This is a genomic window from Chitinophaga sp. H8, from assembly GCF_040567655.1.
In the GTDB taxonomy this organism is placed as follows: domain Bacteria; phylum Bacteroidota; class Bacteroidia; order Chitinophagales; family Chitinophagaceae; genus Chitinophaga; species Chitinophaga defluvii.
Map to the genome: position 1 here is coordinate 1353257 of NZ_JBEXAC010000001.1, position 22385 is coordinate 1375641.

22 protein-coding genes are annotated in these 22385 nt (G+C 40.3%); 9 read left to right on the forward strand and 13 right to left on the reverse strand.

Annotated elements, in window-relative coordinates; all coding sequences use genetic code 11:
• Nucleotides 1-39: 39 nt before the first annotated feature.
• Both mgtA and ABR189_RS05170 read left to right on the forward strand, forming a co-directional pair.
• Nucleotides 40-2622: a magnesium-translocating P-type ATPase gene (mgtA, locus tag ABR189_RS05165; RefSeq protein ID WP_354659383.1), complete on the forward strand. Its 2583-nt coding sequence runs from the start codon at nt 40-42 to the stop codon at nt 2620-2622.
• A 101-nt stretch (nt 2623-2723) separates the two neighbouring features.
• Complete coding sequence (locus tag ABR189_RS05170) at nt 2724-3779, forward strand: class I fructose-bisphosphate aldolase (RefSeq protein ID WP_354659384.1); 1056 nt, start codon at nt 2724-2726, stop codon at nt 3777-3779.
• Between the two features lie 40 nt (nt 3780-3819).
• On the opposite strand, the gene ABR189_RS05175 is transcribed toward ABR189_RS05170, so the two are convergent.
• On the reverse strand, nt 3820-4074 hold the full coding sequence (locus tag ABR189_RS05175) for a hypothetical protein (protein WP_354659385.1): 255 nt from the start codon (nt 4072-4074) through the stop codon (nt 3820-3822).
• A gap of 267 nt (nt 4075-4341) precedes the next feature.
• Nucleotides 4342-5145: a hypothetical protein gene (locus ABR189_RS05180; protein WP_354659386.1), complete on the reverse strand. Its 804-nt coding sequence runs from the start codon at nt 5143-5145 to the stop codon at nt 4342-4344.
• A gap of 412 nt (nt 5146-5557) precedes the next feature.
• Here ABR189_RS05180 and ABR189_RS05185 point away from each other — a divergent pair, with 412 nt between their 5' ends.
• Nucleotides 5558-5935, forward strand: coding sequence for a hypothetical protein (locus ABR189_RS05185; RefSeq protein ID WP_354659387.1), 378 nt, complete (start codon nt 5558-5560; stop codon nt 5933-5935).
• Here the strand turns inward: ABR189_RS05185 and ABR189_RS05190 are convergent.
• The 3 genes from ABR189_RS05190 to ABR189_RS05200 are packed head-to-tail and all read right to left on the reverse strand — an operon-like array spanning nt 5932 to nt 9384.
• On the reverse strand, nt 5932-6990 hold the full coding sequence (locus ABR189_RS05190; protein WP_354659388.1) for a response regulator: 1059 nt from the start codon (nt 6988-6990) through the stop codon (nt 5932-5934). The genes ABR189_RS05185 and ABR189_RS05190 overlap by 4 nt on opposite strands.
• Before the next feature lie 4 nt (nt 6991-6994).
• Nucleotides 6995-8572: a sensor histidine kinase gene (locus ABR189_RS05195; protein ID WP_354659389.1), complete on the reverse strand. Its 1578-nt coding sequence runs from the start codon at nt 8570-8572 to the stop codon at nt 6995-6997.
• 44 nt (nt 8573-8616) lie between these two features.
• On the reverse strand, nt 8617-9384 hold the full coding sequence (locus ABR189_RS05200; protein WP_354659390.1) for an LOG family protein: 768 nt from the start codon (nt 9382-9384) through the stop codon (nt 8617-8619).
• Between the two features lie 142 nt (nt 9385-9526).
• Between ABR189_RS05200 and ABR189_RS05205 the strand changes: the two genes are divergently transcribed.
• A complete protein-coding gene (locus ABR189_RS05205) occupies nt 9527-9922 on the forward strand; it encodes a hypothetical protein (RefSeq protein WP_354659391.1) in 396 nt (131 codons plus the stop codon).
• Nucleotides 9923-9950: 28 nt separating this feature from the next.
• Nucleotides 9951-12359, forward strand: a complete 2409-nt coding sequence (ppsA, locus tag ABR189_RS05210) for a phosphoenolpyruvate synthase (RefSeq protein WP_354659392.1) — start codon at nt 9951-9953, stop codon at nt 12357-12359.
• 13 nt (nt 12360-12372) lie between these two features.
• Here ppsA and ABR189_RS05215 read toward each other — a convergent pair whose 3' ends face one another.
• From ABR189_RS05215 to ABR189_RS05225, 3 genes are all read right to left on the reverse strand, one after another.
• Nucleotides 12373-12846: a pyridoxamine 5'-phosphate oxidase family protein gene (locus ABR189_RS05215; RefSeq protein ID WP_354659393.1), complete on the reverse strand. Its 474-nt coding sequence runs from the start codon at nt 12844-12846 to the stop codon at nt 12373-12375.
• A 109-nt stretch (nt 12847-12955) separates the two neighbouring features.
• The gene (locus ABR189_RS05220) at nt 12956-13612 is read right to left on the reverse strand and encodes a BON domain-containing protein (protein WP_354659394.1); all 657 of its coding nucleotides are present in this window, start codon (nt 13610-13612) and stop codon (nt 12956-12958) included.
• A gap of 16 nt (nt 13613-13628) precedes the next feature.
• Nucleotides 13629-14468 (reverse strand): universal stress protein, encoded by an 840-nt coding sequence (locus ABR189_RS05225; protein WP_354659395.1) that lies wholly within the window; start codon nt 14466-14468, stop codon nt 13629-13631.
• A 251-nt stretch (nt 14469-14719) separates the two neighbouring features.
• Here ABR189_RS05225 and ABR189_RS05230 point away from each other — a divergent pair, with 251 nt between their 5' ends.
• Nucleotides 14720-15553, forward strand: a complete 834-nt coding sequence (locus tag ABR189_RS05230; RefSeq protein ID WP_354659396.1) for a universal stress protein — start codon at nt 14720-14722, stop codon at nt 15551-15553.
• A gap of 40 nt (nt 15554-15593) precedes the next feature.
• Here the strand turns inward: ABR189_RS05230 and ABR189_RS05235 are convergent, their stop codons facing one another.
• Nucleotides 15594-16079: a hypothetical protein gene (locus tag ABR189_RS05235; RefSeq protein WP_354659397.1), complete on the reverse strand. Its 486-nt coding sequence runs from the start codon at nt 16077-16079 to the stop codon at nt 15594-15596.
• 205 nt (nt 16080-16284) lie between these two features.
• Between ABR189_RS05235 and ABR189_RS05240 the strand changes: the two genes are divergently transcribed.
• The gene (locus tag ABR189_RS05240) at nt 16285-17121 is read left to right on the forward strand and encodes a hypothetical protein (RefSeq protein WP_354659398.1); all 837 of its coding nucleotides are present in this window, start codon (nt 16285-16287) and stop codon (nt 17119-17121) included.
• Between the two features lie 83 nt (nt 17122-17204).
• On the opposite strand, the gene ABR189_RS05245 is transcribed toward ABR189_RS05240, so the two are convergent.
• Nucleotides 17205-17381, reverse strand: a complete 177-nt coding sequence (locus ABR189_RS05245; RefSeq protein WP_354659399.1) for a hypothetical protein — start codon at nt 17379-17381, stop codon at nt 17205-17207.
• A gap of 202 nt (nt 17382-17583) precedes the next feature.
• Here ABR189_RS05245 and ABR189_RS05250 point away from each other — a divergent pair, with 202 nt between their 5' ends.
• The gene (locus tag ABR189_RS05250; RefSeq protein ID WP_354659400.1) at nt 17584-18291 is read left to right on the forward strand and encodes a hypothetical protein; all 708 of its coding nucleotides are present in this window, start codon (nt 17584-17586) and stop codon (nt 18289-18291) included.
• 30 nt (nt 18292-18321) lie between these two features.
• On the opposite strand, the gene ABR189_RS05255 is transcribed toward ABR189_RS05250, so the two are convergent.
• The 3 genes from ABR189_RS05255 to ABR189_RS05265 form a co-directional block, all read right to left on the reverse strand.
• The gene (locus tag ABR189_RS05255) at nt 18322-18819 is read right to left on the reverse strand and encodes a heme-binding domain-containing protein (protein ID WP_354659401.1); all 498 of its coding nucleotides are present in this window, start codon (nt 18817-18819) and stop codon (nt 18322-18324) included.
• A gap of 98 nt (nt 18820-18917) precedes the next feature.
• On the reverse strand, nt 18918-20222 hold the full coding sequence (locus ABR189_RS05260; RefSeq protein ID WP_354659402.1) for a hypothetical protein: 1305 nt from the start codon (nt 20220-20222) through the stop codon (nt 18918-18920).
• Between the two features lie 44 nt (nt 20223-20266).
• The gene (locus ABR189_RS05265) at nt 20267-21136 is read right to left on the reverse strand and encodes an ATP cone domain-containing protein (protein ID WP_354659403.1); all 870 of its coding nucleotides are present in this window, start codon (nt 21134-21136) and stop codon (nt 20267-20269) included.
• Nucleotides 21137-21352: 216 nt separating this feature from the next.
• Here ABR189_RS05265 and ABR189_RS05270 point away from each other — a divergent pair, with 216 nt between their 5' ends.
• On the forward strand, nt 21353-22363 hold the full coding sequence (locus ABR189_RS05270; protein ID WP_354659404.1) for a hypothetical protein: 1011 nt from the start codon (nt 21353-21355) through the stop codon (nt 22361-22363).
• Nucleotides 22364-22385: the final 22 nt, after the last annotated feature.

A 22385-nucleotide genomic window follows, 5' to 3' on the forward strand; every position in this document is an offset into this window, starting at 1 on the left:
GTGGCAGATAAGGATACAGATTTTATATAATCAGCAGTTATGCAGGTTCCATTGATAAAACGGAGTAATACCACAGATGATATTATAAATAAACCCTTAGAAGAGATTCAGCGGCAAATAGGTTATTTACCTGGAGGGTTATCAACAGATGTGGCGCATTATCGCTTAGATAAATATGGATTTAATGAAATAACCAGTGAAAAACCGTTGTCTCCATGGTTGAGACTATGGCGAAATTTGAAGAACCCTTTAGTTATACTGCTTGGAATACTTGGGGTAGTATCAATGATGACGGGGGATATCCGGTCAATGATCCTCATTTTTATTATGGTAATACTTGGGGTAGTCTTGCGCTATGTACAGGAAATGAGGGCTGATAAGGCCGCAGATAAGTTAAAAGCGTTGGTTAGTACACATGCTACTGTTTGCAGAGACGGGCAAGAGCAGGAAGTGCCAATGAAGATGTTGGTGCCTGGAGATATTATTCGATTGGGTGCCGGAGATATGGTACCTGCGGATGTACGGATACTTTTTGCCAAAGATCTGTTTTTAAACCAGGCAGTACTAACAGGAGAATCTATGCCTATAGAGAAGTCCTCAGGAGAGTGTTTAGTGGTGGATGCTAATAGATCAGATGCCACTAACATTTGTTTTATGGGATCAAATGTTGAGAGTGGAACCGGGACAGCTGTGGTGGTTAATACTGGAGATAAAACGACTTTGGGCTCTTTAGCTACTCATATTACGAGCCAGGAAGAACCTACTAGTTTTGATAAAGGAATTAACAGCTTTACCTGGTTAATGATCCGGTTTATCCTCGTCATGGTACCCGCGGTATTTCTAATTAATGGGCTTGGCAGGCACAACTGGTTGGAAGCATTCCTGTTTGCATTGGCAGTAGCTGTTGGGCTTACGCCAGAAATGTTACCTATGATTGTGACTGTTAATCTGTCTAAAGGTGCATTAGCTATGTCACGTAAAAAAGTGATTGTGAAAAGGTTAAATGCCATTCAAAACTTTGGAGCTATGGATGTGTTGTGTACAGACAAAACAGGGACGCTTACTGAGGGGAGGATCGTGTTGGAGCAGTATCTGGATGTAGCAGGTAATCCAAGTCAGAAAGTATTGGATTTCGGATACCTCAACAGTTATCATCACACCGGATTGAAAAATCTGATGGATGAGGCTATTTTAGACCATGAAGAGTTGCATACCGCATTGAATATCAGGGAGCAATTCAGAAAAATTGATGAAATTCCTTTTGATTTTGCACGAAAGCGGATGTCTGTAGTACTGGAAGATAAGTCAGGACTAAATATGCTGATTTGCAAAGGAGCTGTAGAAGGGCTAGTGGAGTTATGTAGTTTTGTTGAGGTAAATGGAACGGTAACAGGGATGCTCCCTGAACACCGTAAGCAAAGTCTGGAAAGGATTGCACAGCTAAATGCACAGGGATTCAGAGTAGTAGGACTGGCTTATAAATTGATGCCCGATGCTCCTGATACTCCTGTTTATACCGTAAAAGATGAGTCTGGGTTGGTGTTATTAGGTCTTTTATTATTTCTGGACCCTCCTAAAGCCTCCGCAGTGAATGCACTGTCCCGGTTAGCAGCGTTGAAAGTAGATGTTAAGATACTGACAGGGGATAATGAAATCATTACTACCTGTATTTGCAAAAAAGTAGGAATATCGACTGATCATATACTATTGGGCTCCCAGGTAGAAAAGATGGATGACAATGCATTGGCCGCTGTTGTGATGAATTACAACATTTTTGCCAGGTTAATACCAGTGCATAAACAACGTATCGTCAAGGCATTACAAAATAAAGGGCATGTAACCGGGTTTATGGGAGATGGAATTAATGATGCTCCAGCATTAAAGGCGGCAGACGTAGGGATTTCTGTTAATAGTGCAGTAGATATTGCCAAAGAGTCTTCTGATATAATTTTATTGGAAAACAGCTTGTTGGTGTTGGAGCAGGGGGTATCGGAGGGGAGGCGGGTGTTCGGGAATATTATCAAATATATAAGGATGGCAGCCAGTTCGAATTTTGGGAATATGCTGAGTGTAGTGGGGGCAAGTGCTTTTTTACCTTTTTTGCCTATGTTGCCCATCCAGGTCTTAACCAATAATTTATTATACGACTTTTCGCAGACAACGATCCCTACAGACAATGTGGATACTGATTGGTTGATAAAACCCCGTAAATGGAGAATAGCAGACATTCGCCGCTTCATTCTTTTTATTGGCCCTGTTAGCTCATTTTTCGATTATTTAACTTTTTTTATTCTTTGGCATTTTTTTAATGCCTGGCATAACCCGGCTATTTTTCATACAGGCTGGTTTGTGGAATCTATTTTTACGCAATCATTGATTATTCATGTGATTCGTACTAATAAAATCCCTTTCATTCAGAGTCGGGCGAGTTGGCCATTAATTATTACATCTGTAAGCATAGCTATTATAGGGGCTTGGTTGACAGTTTCGCCCCTTGCCCCTGCATTAGGATTTGTCCGTTTACCTTTCTCCTTCTGGTTATGGCTTACTGGCATACTAATGGCTTATTTAATATTGACACAGATAATCAAAAATTGGTTTAATAAGAAGTACAGTGATTAGCAGGAAGTGAAAAAAGTAGTACCTGATTTAGAGAACTGTTAAGGCCCTAAATTATACCAGTGGGCTATTCCTTTTTTGGTGAAGAGAATAAAAAAATACATATGAACAATCAGGCAAATAATACCATCGGATATCTTGGAGCAGAGGCCGCTTATTTATTGGAGTACCAATGTACGAAAATCCGCCTGGAGCAGATAAGCACCCCATTTCAGCGGGAGCAGGTTTTTCATGAAAGTAATAGAAACATTCCTGTAATCAGGAGCATGTCTCAGTTGTATGCCCATGGTAATCTTGGAAATTCCGGGTATCTAAGTATCCTACCTGTAGATCAGGGCATAGAACATAGTGCTATTTATTCATTTTATAAGAATCCTGATTATTTTGATCCTGAAAACATTATTAAGTTAGCAATAGCCGGAGGCTGTAATGGAGTAGCATCTTCTTTCGGAGTATTAAGTATACATGCCCGGAAATATGCGCATAAAATTCCTTTTATTGTTAAGCTGAATCACAATGAACTTTTAACTCACCCCGTAAAATACGACCAGATATTTTATGGAACAGTGAAAGATGCCTGGAACATGGGGGCTGTTGCAGTAGGGGCTACTGTATATTTTGGCTCGCTTCAAAGTAGCCGACAGTTAAATGAAGTAGCGATTGCCTTTGAAAGGGCTCATGAACTTGGAATGGGAACTATATTGTGGTGCTATACAAGAAATGAGGCATTTACCCAACAGGGCGCGGATTATAATAAGGCTGCTGATATTACAGGACAGGCCAATTATTTAGGAGTAAGTATTCAGGCGGATGTTATCAAGCAAAAGTTACCGGACACTAATTATGGATTTAAAGCGCTTAAACAAGGATTGTTTAATGATGAAATGTATGGGATGACAGCTACTGATCATCCAATAGACCTTTGTCGTTTGCAGGTAGCCAATTGTTATATGGGTAAGATAGGGCTGATTAATTCAGGTGGTGCTTCCGGGAAATCTGATATTGCAGAAGCGGTTAGAACAGCAGTGATCAATAAGCGGGCAGGTGGGAGTGGATTGATCCTGGGACGTAAAGCATTTCAGCGCCCTTTTAATGAGGGGGTACAACTTCTAAGGGCAGTGCAGGAAGTGTATCTCGATAAAACAATTACAATTGCTTAAATATTATTATAAAGGAGACTTTTTAAATTATAGATCCCGTTTAAAAAGAAAAATTGTTTAGTAACCTTTGTTTGGCTATTTCATTACCAATCCGGTAAAGCAGTTCCATATCAAAATCTTTTTGAAGACAAGTTGGATAAAGCCCATCGTGACGAGGGTCTTGTATATAGGTAATTTCAAAACCATCCACTACAGCACTTATTTTACAATTTCTATTCATGTGGGATATCTTTACAGGAACCCTAACAGGTTGCCCTTTATGATACACTGTGATATCAAATTTTTCTGATTTCATCTTGTTGGATTTTAATTTTACAGCCAATAACTACTCTCTTAACGCCTGGAACCATTCCTATTAGCTATCAATCCTTATTAAAGTTAATTAATTGTATAAACAGGGGAAATGATGGTTGTCAGTTAAGGTAATGATATTAGTTAAATTAAAGAGTATATAGTAAAGGCAGCATCGTATTTATTCAATTTGACTGTAGGCCTTTTTAAAATCATGTCTTGAATTTTTTTATACCTGTGACTTAACCTTTTATTGGGAGATAAGTTTTGCTTATTTATGAGCAATAAAGATTGGAAGTTGATGTTCCTGGATGATATCAGATATAAAACTCTTTTTAATGGATCTTGAAAATGCAGACCTGCCATAGGCCCCGGTTACTAAAATAGGACGATTAATATCAGCCAGCCAGGTGGAAAAATATTTTTTAGGATTTACATCCAGTTTTTGAATGACCAGGTTCGGAAAATGATGTGCTACCAGCTCCAGTATATTATCTGCTTCAGGGATTTCAGTTTCGTTCTTTTCACTACTATAGACTAATAACGCACGTCTACTGCAAAGTTGAGGGAATAAGTACGTAAAACTCCTAATAGCATAGGCGGCGGAGGCACTACCATCATAAGTGAGTACCACGCTTTCGGGGAATGTGAATTTTTCGGGGACTACTATAGCAGGGCATTCTGAATGATGTAGTGCTTCATTGAGGTATTCATAGGGGCCATATAAGTTCATTGCGCCATGGAATTTCTCGCTGCCCAAGATCATTAGATCAGCAAACCGCGTTTCTTTTGACAACTCTGGTAATGCGTAACCGGATAGTTTGTTGTGAATATTAAACTCGATGTTATATCTAATACATTGCTGTTTGAATATTTCAATACTTTGTTTAGAAGAGGTGTTAAATGTAGTTACTGGTACAAATGCAGAAGTGTCATCCATATTATGGATAAATTCAAGTTGCGGCAGGAAAACACCTGATAATAATATAGGTATTTGCTCATTCATTTTACGGGAAAATTCAAACGCTCCTTCAGAAAAGCTTTCACCGTCAGTCACTAATAATACTTTTTTCATAACATTTTATTTGAATTGATAAGATGACTCCCATGATGACTCTCATTTTTGGACCATTTAAAGGTACAAGCGAAGGACTAATCTGTCTATGATGAGGGTCAGCCGGCGTTATGATTAATGTCAGCACCTGTTTACGGTAGCCGGACTTAATAGGATTGTGACAGTAATCATGTTATTTGCTAACTAAAATCATAGGCTACGGTGTTAAATGGTATTAATTTTGAACTGTTTGTGATTAATGCCTTTATAGGTAATAATATTTGATAAACAACAGGGATTTAGCATATCAATTAGTTATAGTATTACTGATGGCAATCATAGGGAAGGGTGACGACAATCATACTTTCATTATTACTGGCTGCTTATATTGTTCACAAATCAAATAAGAAAAGATAGCGTTAAACTAAATAAGATGTCTCATATACAAGAGTTTATTTCTGAAACTGAGGTTTGGAGGAATAAATTAAAGATTTTGGAGGAAGAAACGATCCGTTTCAAATTATTATTAGCCCATATGTTATTGAATGGTTTGCATAAAGATCAGTTGGAATATCCGGAATATTTTCAGAACAGGTTTTTAAAAATAGATGAGCGGATCAGCCTTTTGAGGCACGAGGTATTAGAACATCAGCATTTGTTGCAAGAAATTGAAAAGGAGCATAGTCCAAACCATTCAAATCTAGCTGATCAACATAAGGATCTGGGAATTAAGATTGGACATATAAAGGAAAACTTTGACAAACTAAGTCAGGAGTTTGCCAGTTATGCGTCAGGCAATATGCCTGCTTAGTATAATATGTTGGATAATCTTTGTTCATTCAGAATGATAATGGCTCCTTCTTTTATATCTATAAGTTTTTCTTCCCGAAAATCTCCAAGGGTACGAATAAGTGATTCCGTAGCTGTACCTGCTATGGTAGCCAGATTGTCACGGCTAATGTCAATTGGGTAGTATGTTTCTTTTTGTTGTTTATATTTCCTTTGTAGATTGATAAGAGCTTCCGCTACTTTTTTTCGGAGGGAGTTATAAGCCAACCCTAATAGCTGCTGTTCTTTAGCAGTAATGTTTTTTGCCAGCATACGTACAAATTGCACGGCAACGTCATGATTGTGGTTGAGGAGTTCCTCAAAATCCTCAAGTGGGATGATGGCAATTTCGCAATCTTCCATAGCTTCTGCTGTTTCTTTGTAATTGGTCCCTTCCAGCAAAGCAATATGCCCGAGAAAATCCCCGGTATTATAAAGATCTACGACCAGTGTTTTCCCTTCGTCATTTCTTTTGTAGGTTTTTACCTTTCCTTTTTGAATGTAAAACAGGCGCGTAGGATGGTTACCTTCTGTGTAAATGGTTTGTTTTTTCCTGTATTTATCAATATTGCGTCCTTCACTCAATGATTTTAATGTTTCTTTTCCTGTAGCTTCCAGCATAAGGTTGTTTAGCCCCTGTAAGTCATGTGGGAATTCCCGGTTTTTTAATTCCGCTTTTTTTATTCTTCTTTCCACAGCATTCAGTAGGTCGGTTCCACTGAATGGTTTAACAATATAATCATCTGCTCCCATTTCCATTCCTTTCCGGAAATCTGCTCTTTCGGAACGCGCGGTAAGAAAGATAAAAGGTATGTGTTGGGTTTGTTCATTACGTTGTAACAGATGTAATACTCCGAAACCATCTAGCACGGGCATCATAATATCGCATACCACCAGGTCTGGGTTGTGTTGGATAACCAGCTCCATGCCAATTTTTCCATTGGGTGCTGTAAGTACTTCGTAGCCTGCCAGATCAAGTATTTCTGCAGTATTTTCCCTGATCTCTGTATTGTCTTCAATCAAAATAATTTTTTTCATATTATTAAACGTTCGTTGGAGGATATAAAGAAAAAACGATCGTAAAAATCGTGCCTGTACCTAATTCACTTTCACAGGAAATGCTACCATTCATTAACTCACTATATTTGCTCACAATATGTAAACCCAGTCCCGTACCTTGAATGTTGCTGGCATTGGCTCCCCGGTAAAACCTTTCAAACAGATGTTGTTGATCTTCCTGAGACATGCCTATGCCATTATCTTTAATTGCCAGTGTAAAATGATTTGCGTTTTTCTCTGTATTTATGCTGATGGTATCAGTAGGTCCGGAAAACTTGATAGCATTTCCAAGAAGGTTCATTACAATATGCTTTAACAGGGTCGGGTCCAGTGATAAGCCTTCTTCCCCAGTGTGCCTGTAAAGTATCTCTTGTCCTTCCATAGCGATACCCTGCATTTCCTGAATTACAGCATTAATATGTTCTGTTATATTAAAGTTACTGATCCTTACCTGGATTTTTCCTTCCTCAATCTTACCCACAGAAAGAAAATCATTTAATGTATCCGTGAGCATTCCTATGGAGTTTACGATACGTTGTATATGCTTGTCGCGTTTAGATTGGTCTGCTTCTGTTGTATATTGTTTTATGAGGAATGCCGAAGAGAGTATAGTGCTAAGTGGTGTTCTGAATTCGTGAGATGCCATTGAAACAAAACGGGACTTTAATTCGCTGAGTTCTTTTTCTTTTCCCAGGGCGGTAGTTAGTTCTTCTTTGGATGACTCTAATGCATCCAGGGCTTTTCTAAGCTGACCAGTCCGTTCTTCTACAATATCTTCCAGTTCATTATTAAGTTTTTCAATGCTTGCTTCTGCTTTTTTTCTTTCGGTAATATTATTAATATAAGCGATGACGAAAGCGCCTTCTTCATTTTGATAATGGCTAAGGCTAATTTCCACGGGGAACTCAGAGCCGTCTTTACGGACGGCAAACAAATCGAGCCCAATGCCCATTGGTCTGCTTTGCGGTTTATGATTATAGCGTTGACGATGTGCTTCATGTTTGTGATGTGCACGTTGTGGTATCAGCATTTCCACTTTTTGCCCTACCAGCTCTTCCCGAGAATAACCAAATTGTTTTAAAGCAAACTCGTTAATCATTACGATTCCACCTTGCTCGTTGGTTACCAGTATTCCTATACTGGCATAGTTAAACAGGGCGCCAAAGCGTTGCAGTTCTTTATTTAGTTGTTGCTTAAAATGCCGGTCAGGCAAGATATCCGTAATACGAAAGAAGCAATAGGTCTTATAATCATTCTGAAAGGTAGCTCCCTCATAGATACCGGAGAAAAATTCGCCTTTCAGGTTGGTCCATCGCTGTTCTTTCAAGAATAGTGAATCATCATTAATAGTGTTGCAACAGCCCAGGTTATTTTGGTCCATGATGATTTTCAGCAAAGACAAATCCTTTGTGCCGAGCATTTTTATCCCTGTTTCATTGATATATATGACCTCACCATTACTTTGGTCTCTTATGGCTACAAGACAGGGCACCTGTTCCATGATGGTTGTCAGGATAGATAGCTGAAGATCAATATTAAGGTTGCTGATCTTTGAATTCATAGTTTAAAAGAAATAACTTACAGCTGTAAATGATATTTTCCGTGTTATTCTCCCAGCATAAAGAAACGTCGGAATATCTGTTTGCGTTTAAGTTGGTATTTGGCAAAAGCATACTCTCGTATATGAGCCAGCCCTTCTTCTACAGAATCAGTGAATAATAAATATTTCAGTACTTCAGGTTCTATCATATATTCTTCCAGCATTTTATGAAATAAGGGCATGACTGGTTCCCAAAAACTTTTATTTATTAATACTATTGGAAAGTTAAGAATTTTATGGGTTTGTATCAATGTTAGTGCCTCAAAGAATTCATCCAACGTTCCGATCCCTCCCGGCATAATCACAAATCCATAGGAGTACTTAAACATCAATACTTTACGTACAAAGAAGTATTTGCAACTGAAGAGTGTTTGCGTCCATGTATTAGGTAATTGTTCATGGGGAAGGCGGATATTACAACCTACTGATTTTCCCCCGGCCAGTATGGCACCCCGATTAGCAGCTTCCATAATGCCTGGGCCACCACCTGTCATTACGGTAAAGCCCATCCGGGCAATTCCTGCGCCCATCTGCATGGCCATTTCATAATGCTCCGAGCCAGGTTTTACCCTGGCAGAACCAAAAACAGCAATGCAGGGACCTGTAAAATGGAATACCCGGAAGCCGCGGATAAACTCAAATAATACGTTGAGGACAAACTGGAATTCACGGATCCTGGACCGCGGACCTTCCAGGAAATATTTTTCTTCATTACCGTTAAAGACACTGTTTTGTCCAGGGATTTCCTGTTTGCTTTGTGTTGTTGCTGACATATTGTAACTGTTTATGTACGAATGCAATTCAAATTGCAACAGTTTAAAGTGTTGATATATGACGGCTATCATGCCCTATACTGATTGTTCTCATTGCAGGGGAAATAATACTGGTGTACAATTGTACATAAATGGAAGTACTATGAAAATATATATTAGTGAGGAAGCTATTATCAAACACATTCAGCATGATTTTCAGAAAATTTATCCTTATCTGAAGCTGGAGTTTTACCGGAATTCGCATGAAATCGGTAAGGGATCTCCTGCAGATGAAAGAATATCCCCGGACATGCCTATTGAAAAGGTGAGAATGGCCAATTCTTTTGGCTGGATAGATATCAGCGAACATCTTACTGCAGCACAGCTTGAATCGGATTTCAGGAAGGGATTAGGCCTGCACATACAGGTATTACGCAGGGCTGGTGACCTGTGGCTGACTACCACCCGGACAGATAACCGGACCTTGAAACAATTAAATGAAGAGGGTAAACCAGCGGAACGGCATCGTTTTAATTTCCCGGAGGAACCCGTTGAATAAATTCAAGAGCATTAAAATACGCTTTAACATGACTAAGATCATCAGAGAATTTAGAACTATTGGATTGTCAGATGTGGGGGTGGTTGGAGGAAAGAATGCTTCCCTGGGGGAGATGATTGCTCATTTGGCTACGGCGGGAATAAGAGTACCAGATGGGTTTGCCACTACTGCTTTTGCTTTTCAGTACTTTCTGGATCAAAATCAGTTGATGCCCCGTTTAGCGCAGCTAATGGCACAGTTAGATAGGAATAACTATTCCAATCTTATGGCTATAGGAGCTGCGGCGCGTGACCTGATATTACAGGCTAATATACCAGATATCATTTGTGAAGAGATACTTGCAGCGTATAAATCCCTCAGTGGAACAGCACCTATAGCGGTGGCAGTCCGGAGTAGTGCTACGGCAGAAGATTTGCCTACGGCTAGTTTTGCAGGCCAGCATGAGTCTTATCTCAATATTACCGGAGATACCGCCCTGCTGAAAGCTGTGCACCGCTGCTTTGCATCTCTGTATACTGATAGGGCTATTAAATACCGGGAGGATAATGGTTTTGAGCATAGCAAAGTAGCATTGTCTATTGGTGTCCAGAAAATGGTTAGGTCTGATCTGGGATGTTCGGGGGTAGGATTTACGCTGGATCCTGAATCTGGCTTCAGGGATGTTATATTGCTTACGGGGGTATGGGGACTAGGGGAGAATATTGTACAAGGCACAGTCATGCCGGATGAGTATTATGTGTTTAAACCTACTTTGATCCAGGGAAAACAGGCTATCATACAGAAAAAGATAGGAGAAAAAGCGAAGACTTTGTCTTATGCATCAGATCCCGGGGCTGTAGCGCAAACAGTAAACCGTGACACGCTGCCGGAAGATAGGGAGCGGCTGGTGCTTTCTGATGCTGAAGTATTACAATTAGCGCGCTGGGGTATGTTAATAGAAGAACATTATCATTGTCCGATGGATATAGAATGGGCCAGGGATGGTATTAGTGGGGAATTATACATATTACAGGCCCGCCCAGAGACGATACATTCTTCGAAAAAGAAGGATAATAAGGTATATAGCCTGATAGGAAAAGGTATTAGCCTGGTACAGGGAGAAGCCATAGGGAATAAGGTAGCTACAGGTATCGCACGTATTTTGCAATCACCAGAAGAGGCTGCGCAGCTTCAGCCAGGTGAGATCATTATTACTGGTACCACCAGCCCTGATTGGGATCCGGTATTAAAAAGGGCTGGGGCCATTGTTACCGATTCTGGAGGAAGAACCAGCCATGCATCCATTGTAGCCAGGGAACAGGGCGTTCCAGCTATTGTAGGGACTGGGAATGCCACAATGAAAATAAAAGATGGGACAGTGATTACGGTATCCTGCTGTGAAGGGAAAACAGGACATGTATATGAAGGAGAGCTGGAGTATACCACCATTGTGGTGGATGCGGATAAGCTGAAGTTACCGCAACAGACGGAAGCTATGATGATTATCAGTGACCCTGGCAGGGCTTTTGAATTATCATTTTATCCCAATAATGGGGTAGGGTTATTAAGAATGGAGTTCATTATTACACATGCTATCAATATACATCCAATGGCACTGGTGCATTTTGATAAGTTGAATGATGAAGGTGCTAAGGCGAGGATAGCTGAAATAACCAGACAATATGAAGACAAGCAGAAGTTTTTCATTGAAAAGCTATCAGCAGGTATAGCTACAATAGCGGCGGCATTTTATCCAAAAGATGTAATTGTTAGAATGAGTGACTTTAAGACCAATGAATATGCACAGTTGCTTGGTGGAAAAGAGTTTGAACCTGAAGAAGAAAATCCTATGCTGGGTTTCCGGGGAGCTTCTCGTTATTATCATCCATTATACAAGGAAGGATTCAGCCTTGAATGTGCAGCTATTAAAATGGTACGGGAAGAGATGGGGTTTACTAATGTAAAAGTAATGATTCCTTTCTGCCGTACGGTGGAAGAAGGCAGGAAGGTACTAGCAGTTATGGCATCCTTTGGATTGAAACAACATGAAAATGGGCTAAAGGTATATGTAATGGCAGAACTGCCATCCAATGTGCTGGAAGCCGATAAATTTGCAGATATCTTTGATGGGTTTTCCATTGGTTCCAATGATCTCACACAGCTTACCCTTGGGGTAGACCGGGATTCGGTGTTGGTAGCCGGCCTTTTTAATGAAGAAGATGCTGCTTCTCTTAAGATGATCACGATGATGCTGGAAGCGGCTAAGAAAGCAGGCAAGCCTGTAGGGCTTTGCGGACAAGCCCCCAGTGATTTGCCAGACTTTGCTGCATTACTGGTGGCACAAGGTATTAACAGCATATCATTTAATCCGGATGCATTATTGAAGGGAATTGCTAATATTATAAAGGCGGAAGAGCAGCTTTATCCGGATAATAAAACATTACCTGTTTTACTATAATTTTTTTAACATGTTAATCAACCGGCTGTTTTTCAAACCGGCCGGTTTTTTCTTTTATTCTGATCCGGTATACAATAGGTCTTATCGTATTTTCCCCGGTATGCGCATATTCCATTTCATGGTGCATTTCGGCCAGACCTGCGGTTTCACTAACCTTTGTTTTTTGCTTCATCAGGTGGCCTATAAGAAATTTCATAGCGTAGTATTTTTCCTTCTGATCTATCACTTCTTCGTAAGTGCCCCATAAAATAATACTACGCCAGTTAGTCAGATTGTCTATTTCATCCACCTGGAAGCATATCTGTGGATGTTGCCGCATCATGCTAATTTTCATCCCTTCTTTTGAGTGTGCAATAATGTAGGTGCCATTAAAGGCATAGCTTACTGGTACAATGTATACTTTACTTCCGTCTGTACAGCCAATACGGCCGGTAAGATTACGGGATAGTAGCAGGTCAATTTCTTCAATAGTCAACTGTCCTAACATTTTATTGGTTTTAAATGTTGTGAAAAGGTAGTAATCCGGACGATTTTGCGTTTAAAAGAGGTCAAAAGACCATAACGTTAACTTGATTATAACAAAATAGCTGCCGTATTTATAGCAGAGAAACGCGTAACTCATCTTTTACCTCTATTACACCAGGAGTAGACCATACAGCCTGTTCTACCGCTGTTTTTTCTGTCCAGGAACGCACATTTCCTTTTAGTGTGATCCTGCCACCATCTGTTATGATGTCAATACGATCGGCTTCAATATCTGCTCTGCGCTCGAGGGCTTTTCTTATAACATCTTTTACAATGATGGGGGTTATTTGGGGCTTTACTTTAAGGTGATTGTTGATACCTTGCAGTCCTATCAAATTTTTAAGGGCACTGGTGGCTGATTTTTTCTGAAATTGCCATTCTACTTCTCCTTCCAGGGTAATGCGTCCGTTTTCTACTGTCAATTTTATACATTCTTCTGGTACAAAGCTGCTCCATTTAAGGGCATTTAAGGCGGCAGCAGCAATGTCCGCATCTGTTCTTTCATGCCCCAATGGAAGCTTAATGTCAATATCTACGGCTACCGCTTTTACATCTTTTACCCGCTTGGCAGCATTTTCAGCAGCAAGCTTCTGCCCATAGTTATTTACATGTCCCATTAAGGTAACGATGCCATCTTTTACGGTAGTACCCACTTCAGTACTAAGCAATAAAGGGTCCCATTGTAGTTCTTCCATAACGTCTTTCTGTAAATCAATATCTGTTTTCATAAAATGTATTTTTATTTTAGTAATGTGTTATAAATACGGGATAAGCTAATGTTTTTATCAGGAGGTCGGCATGACTATGCTTGAAAAACCGGGATACGATGCCTCGCCCGTAAGCGCCCATAACGATAAGAGCATGCTTCTTTTTCAGGAGATAGGTAAATAATTCGTCTTCCGTATTCCCTTTTAAAACTGTGAAATCGGAATAAGTGAAATGTTTACTCAGCCAGGTTGTGATCATTTTTTTCTCAGAGGGAGCTACTTCTCCTTCTTTTTGTATCTGTAATACAGTACCCCTGGATTCAGTTAGTTCTGGCAAAAGGTAGGTCAGTTGTTTCATAGCAAATATAGAAGACGGGCTGCCATCATAACAAAAGACAATTTCTTCAATTGGTTCCTGTATTACCGGTGCAATGATAACTGGACATTGGGCCGATGATAAAATTTCTTTCAGCAGGGTGGCTGGTATATCTTTTGCTTCCGTAGTATAAGAAACGGCTGCATCCACAATAATCAGGTCCGAGAATCTACTCTCTGAAATAATTTCTTCCAGTATAGGTTCCTGTATATAACGCGTGGAAGCCTGGATGCCCTTTTCTTCGCAGTTTTCCTTAAAATTCCGCATGTGTTCCTCTATTTGCCTCTTCTTTACATTGTGCTCCGGTAAATCTCCGGAAACAATGCTTTCTACGTAGGTCATACCGTATAATTGCTTTAAAGCTGGCTGCTCGGTATATAGATCCTTTTGAAAGAATAAACCAGTCAGTCTTGACCGGGTTAAATCTGAGAGGTAGCAGGCAAAGTTTAATGCATTGGGGGCCGGGGCAGCTCCTAATATCACCAGTATTATCTTTTCCATACAGCGTTTTATTCCAAAGGTATCCGGTTGATGATAGCGGAACAATGACAGCTGTCAGCCATTGCTATGATTCCGGTTGTCTATTTCCGGAAAGGGCTGGTATGACGATAATCATGTAGAGGCTTGAGTGTCGTCATTTTTTGGCTGGATGGGGCGAGATAATTTAGTGAGCATGAAAATTTGATTAAATACATACTGCTGAGTGGAATAGAATACTGGTTTATTACTCACTGCACTTTAAAAACACTTTTATGGAAAAGATACTTTATGTAACAGATGCTATTAAACTAAATACCCGATGTCTTGATTTCGGTGTTTTTGTTTGTAATCTTACCCATTCCAGACTCACCGGTGTTTTTCTGGAAAACAAGGAACAGGAAGCGAGATCCCGGCAGGAAATTATAGAAACTGCTGTGGGCAATACCCTTCCAGGGGTATCAGCAAGCGCATTAAAAGATCATTACTGCGAGGAAAACATCAGGCATTTTAGAAATGCCTGCGAAACAGGAGGCGTTAACTGTGCTATTCACAAAGATAATGGTGTTCCTCTGGCGGAAGTGATTACTGAAAGCCGGTATGCTGATCTGATCGTAATAGATGTAACCACTTCATTTACATCGGTACGTGAGACTACACCTACCTCTTTTGTAAAGGAAGTACTTCAGGAGGCAGAATGTCCGGTAATAATTGCCCCTGAAAGATTTGACGGCGTGGATGAAATCATCTTTACCTATGATGGTAGCCGGTCCTCCGTTTTTGCTATTAAGCAATTCATACACCTTTTTCCTCAGCTCGGGGATAAAAAGGTAACTATACTCAGTGTAACTCATCCCGGAGGAAAGGTAAAAGGGGATAAATACAAACTGAAGGAATGGTTAGGAAGCCACTATGATCATATTGAGCTGGTTACCCTGGAAGATGGAAATGTAAGGGCACGGTTGCTGGAGTACCTACTGGTGAAAGAAAAGGTATTTGTAGTGATGGGAGCATATGGGAGAGGGGTATTATCTAACCTGTTGGCTCCCAGTCATGCGGGAACAGTGGTGCAATTATTAACTCAACCCGTTTTTATAGCACATTATTAGGCTCATAATCATGCGTTATTGGAGAATAAGCCATTTAATGCTATTTCCAGATCTTTGAGAGCCATATGTTTGATAAGGCAATAGACGTGTGTTTGAATAAAAGTATCAGGCACGCTGCCGCCAATAAGAGTGTGCATGGAAATGCTGACCCAGCCCCAAGAGGAGCAATTGCTATGAGAAAAATAGCCGCGCTGGCCAAACTGGCTTTCAGCAGTTTTCCTTTGCTCGTTAAAAAAATGCCTATGCAAAACTGCCCTGCTGCAATCATCAGCACATAGGTAGTAATGTGCCGGCTGAATGCACCCATGATAAATTGTTCGTAGGATGATAATGCAGCCAGTTCCCCATAGATAAGGTAGCGGTCGGGATGATAGATGGCCATGAAGGCATTTACAAATGACGCGCCTATAAAAATAAAACATAATAATAGCCGGCAAGCAACCGGTTTCCTGATAGCCAGTATCAGCAAGATGAGGGCGATTCCATTGGAAACAAGGGATTCCGGAGAGAAAATATTGCCACGCATGAGGTTTGGTTTTTATGATTAATAATGATCCAAATTATTCCGGTCACAATAAAAAGACAATGATAGCGGTTAGTCACCTGGTTGTTTTCAATCATTCCGTTATCACCCTTTGCACTGGTACTAATTATAATCATGTTTTGAGGTGAGCAGGCTCATTTTTTGCAAAGTCTTCCGGAGGTAGATTAGCAGTCTAAATTTTAATCGTATGAAAAAAATACTTGCAGCTATTGATGCTTTCCATTTTTCAGAGGAGCAAATGGACGGTTTCGAATACATAGCCAAAGAAGTAAAAGGTAAAGTAACCGCTATTTTCCTGGAGAATATTGCCGCACAGTATATCCCCCTTGCAAGTGCATATCCGGAATTATATGCACTTAATTATGACCCGATAATATTGGAAAGTGTCACAGAGCGGGAGAGGCTTATGAAGCAGCAGTTGGAACTGTTCCAAAAAATGTGTAGTAATAGTAGGATAGATTTTAATATCAGAGAATCTACCGGCTACGCAGCCAACGAAATAATTGCAGAAAGCAGGTTTGCCGATCTGTTACTTATCAATAACAGCACCTCTTTTGCCGCAGTGTATGAAACAGATCCTCCTATTTTTGTAAAAGAGGTATTGGCAGATGCAGAATGTCCGGTGATGGTATTGCCGGAAAAAGTTTCGCCGCTGAAGGAAATAGTATTTTCTTATAACGGATCTTATTCATCCACCTATGCTATCCGGGAATTTACCCGGCTTTTTCCATATTTTTCTGATATGCCTGTGAATGTGGTATATGTAGCGGAAGGGAATAGTACCGCTATACCATCAGAAAAACTCATCAGGGAATATCTGGATCATCACTATGATGAAGTACGGTTTACTGTATTGAAAGGCGAGCCTTCAACAGAGTTGCTGGGATTATTAATAAACAGAACTGATTGTTTGGTGACTTACGGGGCATACAACCGGAGTAAGGTATCCCGCTTCTTTCATAGAAGTGATGCCAATAGTGTACTGCGGACAGTGAATATTCCTATATTCATCACACATCCTTAATGATACAGGAAAATATGGTTCCCTTGGTGATTCTTCCAGGAGGTCGCTGGGGGGAACCATATTGTTGTAATGTTATACTCAGGTTAGCTGAAATACTGGTATTGTATCAGGTATTCATATAGCTTGACCAGGAAATAAAGCAATAATTCTTTAAGTACCGGAGATAATCCCATCATTAATAAGAATGCTATCCCCCATTCAGCGATTCTGTATAAAAGCATCTGATAATGCACATGTGGATTAGAAAGTTGATATTGCATGACAGGCTGTTTTAGATTAACAAAGCTATAGTGTAAATATTTTAAAGAAAATGACCAATGACATTTGTTAACCTGATATAAATCAATATTTACAGTTGTTGCACATCAGAAAGTTTAATAGGCCCTGATGACTATCAAATAATAGCTTGATGGGTATCATTGGTTTAGGTAGGTGTTTTATCCATTTTTGTATAAAAAAGCTATGTATCCTTCTTTCAGTTATACCGAATTACAGAAAAGATTTTGTGAGGGGTTTGCTTTCTTTCCCTTCAATGCCCTCGAACAATATGATGATTTCATATTCAAGTGTTATACCTGTTCCGATAATGCCCACCGGATCTTAGAGGTTCAGCGTGAAGAATACAATTTTGGCAGGCAATATGCTAAGTTTCTGTTACAGAAGCTCCAACAACAGGATATTCCAATTGCAGCACAGCTATTGTTACAGCTGGAGGAAGTTTGCCTTAAATTAATGGAATCCAGTGAAGGCAATAGTAAACGCCCCGCTATCTATCATGAACTGGCAGATACTATATCTACTTACCAGCGCATTTTGTCTGTGTACCAACATAATGTCCAGGAACATATTGCCACTCAATTGTCTTCAATGCCTGACTTTCCTGACGCTGGTACGTATGTTGAAATTGGAGCAGACAATATACGGCAAATAGAAATTGTGATTATGGAATTTATGCAGAGTACAGATATCATTTGCACGTTTCTTAGCAGCTGTATAAACAGGAGGTGTGGATTTGATAAACTGTTATTTAGGAAGGAAACATGGGAACAACTCAAAATGTTGGTAAGCAGTACCTATGAACTCAAAGAACAGCAACAAGAAACCATTGTATTACTTGAGCTGTGGGAAAAGCGTATTATTCGTTTAAATAAACTGCAAATCATGAATTGAGGAATTCCTTTTCAGATAGGCCGGCAGCTATTACTTCCCTTTTTTTGCTACCAGGCTGTCGGGCGGATATTGACTGCTAATCTGAGCGCGTATTTCATCACACCAGTTGCTGACCAGTTGTTTTTCCTGTGCACTTAATTTAGCCGTTCTATGAATAATAGTATAGGAAGTTAAAGGCATTTCTTCTTTTTCCACCAGATCTGCGGTTTCCTTTAATTTTTTGTATTGGCGGGCTATGGGATAACGCATAAATTCATTGAAGTTTAAATGACGTTTGCCATCAATAATATGCTTGTTTAGCCACCAGGCTACCGGTTGGATATTGGCATACCAGGGGTATACCGTGTTATTACTGTGACAATCATTACAGGCCCGCTTGAATATATCCTGTACTGCCACGGGTGTGTGGTATCCTGTTGTTACATCATCATGAGAGACCGAAGATGTTTTGTTTTGCGCCGGACGGATGAATTGTATTCCCAAAAGGATCACCAGGAATAACCAAAGTAGTATTTTCCCAACTTTCATAAGTAAATCTATTTAAAAAATAAAGACAATCTATAAATATTTCAGCAAAATTGTAACTTTTGCTGATTGTTAAGCTAGTATTGGAAGATCGTAGTACCTCAGGTGGCAGGCGTTTGTTGGCAGACCAGCCGTTTATTAAGTTTAAACTGTTCTATTTCCTGCCAGGATCTGCTATTTAGGATGTTTTGTTTGGTGCAGCCACCTCTTCTTGCTATCCAAACACCTAATTGCATTAAATCAAATTGTGATAATGCGGTAGCAGCCGTATTTATAACCAGGTGCACCCCTTGTTGAACAGCATTATATACCAGGGCATCGTCCAGTTCCAGGCAATTGGGCTGTGCATTGATTTCGATAGCCGTATGAGTGGCAGCTGCTTTTTTGAAGAGTTGATCCCAGTTGATCCGGGGTGGAGATCCAGCATTGTAAATCTGGCTGCTTGTATGACCAATACAGTGCACATATGGGCATTCGCAGGCCTTTATCAACTTTTCAGTATTATCCCCTGTAGTTTCTTCCTGAATGGTAGCCGTTACCCAATCAAATGACAGAAGCAATTCATTTTTCACGGATAAACTGCCATGATTGCCTATTGCTGTTTCTATACCTTTTTTAATGAAGTTATTTTTTAGTTGCCTGTTTACTTCGTCAATTTCATCCCATTGCCTGAGATATTGGTCAGAAGTACTATCAGGAAGTTGGTCTGCTATGATAATATATTGATAGTGGGGAAAGGCATTTAAGGCATAATGTGCAATGTGTGGAATGGCTGCCTCACCCTTTCCCCATTTGCTTTTTATACGCATATCACCTTTGATCTGACTGAATGATATCAGTGATGGCGATTGGTAGGGTGAGGTAAGAGTAATACTATCTATTGTTTCTCTTAACTCAGGAGCAATATATTGCAAGCCTAACTGGTTATAAATATCTTCTTCGGTTCCAGCGGGCAGATAACTATCTGTACGCAAATCAAATAAGCCACATTCATTAAGCTTCCAGCCTTTTTGGCGGGCACAGGACTGTAAGGCAGAATTATGTGCTACAGGACCTGTAAAATAGAGCATGGCAGCCCCATATTGTTGTTGCTCGACAATACAGATGTCTACCTTGATTTGGTTGCGCAGCATCATTGTGATCCAGGTGCGCCCACTATCAATAACAGATGCAACTTGTTCGAGATGTTGAAGTTTATCCAATAATTGCTGGTTGGCCGCTTTACTCGCCTGAATTACGATATCTATATCCCCAATCGTTGGAGTACCTCTTCTTAAGCTCCCGGCCAATGCTGCTTTTTCTACCTCAGGCAGCTGGTTGATAGCTTTTAATATTTCTTGCCCGGCTACAAAACCATCCCATAATGATACACGGGAAACGTTCGGAGGCTGTTTATTTGCTTTCATTTTGCTGGTTTTAAAGTGTTAAGTACTTTCATGCCGATTGATTGTTAAGCCCATTCCAGTTTGACAATATGTCTGCATAAATTTTCAACTTCCTGTATAGCAATTGCTCTCCTTTGAAGGGGGACGTCGGCAATCTTAAGCTTTTCAGGTTGTTCTGCCAGTGTTTGGCACAGCACAATGCCTTTTTCCAGGAGCCTGTATTTTTCGTTTCGGCTAAGTGTGGTAAGGCAAGTAATGGGGTAAAGGCCGGCATTATCAATAATATCCTTTAATCCTTTCCCAAATGGAAAGTCCCAGGACAGGAGATGTAATCCCGTACATTGGCCATATTGCAAAGCGTCTGTTGTAAACCTGGTATTGGTAACTAGCCATGGCTGGTACCCTTCCGTCTTTTTATCACCGCTAGCTTCCCATTTTTTTCTAATATCTTTAAATCGTGCATCTATATACAGGGGGACTTTTACATCGCAATGAGTGCCGGCTTGCTGGTGGTATTTACATTCAATCATATGAAGCCTGTTACTTTTAAAGGCTGTTACATCTACTTCATGTTTAACACAGTGGCCATTTATCAGCTGGTTGGTAGCAACTGTAAAGTTTGCATGCTGGAAAAGGGCAGCTATAAATTGCTCAAAAGGAAACCCGGAAGGTCCTAATTCAAATATGGCCTGTTTCAGTTTGTACCTGGCTGCAGCAGGATGGGCAGTATTCTTTAGTAATTGAAAGGCAATGTTATAGATCTTTTTAGTAGGCATATCGGGATAAATCTGCTTATACAATTCCTGTATGATTTCCTCTGTGATGGCAGAAGTAGCCCCGGCCTTTTTTAAAGATTTGCGAACTTTCTCTGCTGAGAATGGTACTACCGCTCCTGTCGACTTAGTTACATTAATAGCGGGCTGTTCTGATCCCATAGTGTTGGTTTTTAGTTGTTACTAAAGTAGCTGACAACAGATTCTCATTATATGATAATCGTTAGCTCTGAGGTTGATTCTTGTCAGGATAACCCTTAGCTGGTATGATGGGAATCATCTGATCCCTTGAGTATGATCATATGCTATGTTTCCAGGTGGGGGTAGTTTAGTACCGGAAAATACATGTTAGAATCATCCAGCAATATTTTTATGTATTTGAAAGTATTATATTATCCAGCTTTATTTCTGATCATTACTTCCTGTCATCCTTTTGACAACCAGGAGTGGATGAATCCTGCTGGTGTGGGTAAATTGGAGATGGACGAGATAAAAGATACGGTGATAAATTCACTTGATACGGTGTTGTACAATAACCTGCTGCTGCACCTGGTGGGTAATAAACCATCCGGGAAATGGCCGGTTAAAACCACTTATCCGTTGCCTGGCGCTATATTTCCTTTTAAAAGAGTGGTTGCTTATTATGGGAATTTCTATTCATCCCGTATGGGCGTGTTAGGTGAGTTGCCGCCGGAGCAGATGTTACAGCAGTTGTGCAATGAAGTGAAAAAATGGCAGGTTGCTGATACTACATTACCCGTGATACCTGCTTTACATTATATTGCCGTTACTGCCCAAAGTACACCAGGAACCAGCAAAAAGTACCGCTTGCAAATGCCCGCCTCGGAAATAGAGAAAGTATTACAATTATCACAAAAAATCGATGCACTTGTGTTCCTGGATATTCAGGTAGGGCTTGGGTCTTTGCAAGAGGAAATTCCGGCCCTGGAGAAATACCTGCGCCTTCCCAATGTTCATCTGGGTATTGACCCTGAGTACGCTATGAAAAACAGGCAAGTACCATGTACGACCATTGGCACTTTTGATGCTGCGGATATTAATTATGCTACTTCCTATCTTGCAGATCTGGTACAACAGTACCATCTGCCTCCTAAAATACTGATCGTACACCGCTTTACACAGGCCATGGTCACCAATTACAGAAATATACTTATACGGCCCGAAGTCCAGATTGTGATCAATATGGATGGGTTCGGTTCCCAGGCCAAGAAAATAGATACTTATAAAAGCTGGATTGCGGGACAGCCCGTTCAGTTTACCGGATTTAAATTGTTTTATAAAAATGATAAAGCTAATGGGGAGCACCTGATGGAGCCGGCAGAGGTGTTGCAACTATACCCCAGTCCGGTTTACATTCAATATCAATAAATATTAAAGCTGCCAGACCCTT